The sequence below is a fragment of the Brevibacillus sp. NRRL NRS-603 genome (genome assembly GCF_003013445.1).
GTDB lineage: Bacteria > Bacillota > Bacilli > Brevibacillales > Brevibacillaceae > Brevibacillus > Brevibacillus formosus.
The window spans coordinates 1-1,894 of sequence record NZ_PXZN01000150.1 but is presented as its reverse complement, the minus strand read 5'-3'; the positions used below and the strand labels follow the sequence as shown (position 1 = coordinate 1,894).

3 protein-coding genes and 1 pseudogene are annotated in these 1,894 nt (G+C 45.7%); all 4 read left to right on the top strand.

The genetic code is table 11. From position 1 onward, the window contains the following. A pseudogene (locus C7R94_RS29440) lies at positions 1 to 368 on the top strand (hypothetical protein); the annotation flags it as partial. A gap of 9 nt (positions 369 to 377) precedes the next feature. Further along, positions 378 to 593, top strand: a complete 216-nt coding sequence (locus C7R94_RS29435; RefSeq protein ID WP_007716588.1) for an IDEAL domain-containing protein — start codon at positions 378 to 380, stop codon at positions 591 to 593. A gap of 89 nt (positions 594 to 682) precedes the next feature. Beyond that, positions 683 to 1,105, top strand: coding sequence for a DUF2487 family protein (locus C7R94_RS29430; protein WP_106786019.1), 423 nt, complete (start codon positions 683 to 685; stop codon positions 1,103 to 1,105). A gap of 251 nt (positions 1,106 to 1,356) precedes the next feature. Further along, positions 1,357 to 1,875, top strand: a complete 519-nt coding sequence (locus C7R94_RS29425) for a Rieske (2Fe-2S) protein (RefSeq protein WP_106786020.1) — start codon at positions 1,357 to 1,359, stop codon at positions 1,873 to 1,875. The last annotated feature ends 19 nt before the right edge of the window (positions 1,876 to 1,894 follow it).

Sequence of the window (1,894 nt, the reverse complement as noted above, 5' to 3'; positions counted from 1 at the left end):
GGGAGCGACTGGAGCAACCGTATAACGATCAAATGTACCATGATGTCATTCGCTTCTGGATGAGGCTGTACAAGCGGGCTGTCCCGAACTTGCCGATGCTGGTTCAGCTCATCCCGTTGATCGCGTCGGCTGGATGGGTAAGTCAGCAATCTCTGATGGACACGCTGCTCCATTGGATGAAAGAGTTTTACTACGATTCACCTACAGATATCCTGGTGAATCGGGTATGCAAAATGATGGTGCATCTTGGATTGTTGCGCGTCGGGCAAGACGAACAGGAGCAGTGGTTATACACCGCAACGTATGCGAGCCAGACTTGGCTTCGAAAATACAATGGTTTTACCGAAACGACTATTTTATTGAAGTGAGGGATGGGTATGGAGTGGCCGAATTTCTATTCCAACGCGTACGGAACGAACAATCAAATGGTGTCCGGTTTGTTATCTGAAATGGTGATTGACGAGCAGATGCGTCAATATCGCAAGCGCACGCTAATCCAGGAGATTGATGAGGCACTTGCATCGAAAAACAAAGAGCTGTTTTTGCGCTTAACAGACGAATTAAAAGAAATCATGGCTTACGAGCAAGCCTAAATACATAATCGTATGGGTTATTGCGAGTCTCCAAGCATTCATGGTACGCTTGTTTCCAGAAATGAACAAGGAAATGAGGAGACAGCTCTATGCAATGGAACTTGAACGATTTTGAAAACTGGGAGGAGTTGCGATCCTTTGTGGATACCGCGCTGCTCCCTCTTTATTTGTACAGTTCGGACAGAAAAGTAGAAGAGCATGTTGTGCGCATGAACTACTTATTAAATGTAGCTGCCGGGATTGAGCAGCGGCTGAAGGGACGCGTGCTTCTGTTTCCGTTAAGCTATCAAATAGGAGAACAACAGCTGGAACAACGAACACCGGCAGAATTCCCCTATAAAGTACTGCTTCATTTTCGTGGAGAACAGATTCAGGTGAAGGAGAGGGCAGAAGAAGGCGTGTTGACGTTATTAGTTGGGGATGAAGACTTGGAATCTTCTTTGCGATTTGAAGTAACTGTGGATGTGCTGTACAAAGAGGTCATCAAGTTGTGGCAAACTGGGTTGAGATAATCGATTTGACCTAAATAAGAGACGCAATAGAGAAAGCGTTTTCCGGTAATACTACAGAAAAATGGGTGGGGCAAGGTCTTAAATTTGACAATCTGGCAACAATATCATGTCACACATCGTTTGGGCAAAGACATGTCCACTGGACATTCTTGACATCTTTATAGGGGTTAGCTATGATTGGGATTGACCTAGTGTATATGTATAAAAATGCCATCGTAGCGCTATTTTACAGGATAAGGAGGGAAAAAGATATGGGAGACAAACGCGAAATTTCCAGGCGTACATTTTTGAACTACGCCCTGATGGGAACTGGCGGATTCCTAGCTGCGGGAATGATCACCCCAATGATTCGTTTTGCGGTAGACCCCCTTCTGCAAGGACATGCAGGTGGAGATAAAGTAGCTGTCGGCAGTCCGGATGAGTTTAGTGCCGTGCCAAAACGCGTTGAATTCAAGGTCCATACCAAGGACGGTTGGTATGAATCAGAATCAACACTTACTGCATGGGTTACCAAGAACGAAAAGGGTGAGATTCTTGCTCTGTCCCCGATCTGTAAGCACTTAGGGTGTACGGTTGACTGGGGAACTGGCCCAGGCCAACCAAATGAGTACTTCTGTCCTTGCCATATGGGTCGTTATACGATCAATGGCGAACACATTTTGGGAACGCCACCCACGGCCTCTCTCGATGAGTATGAGACAGAAGTCAAAGATGGAAAATTGTATTTAGGTAAAGTAAAAGCAAATCCTCGTCCGGGGGTGAACGGCTAAAATGATGCAAAAAATGTAT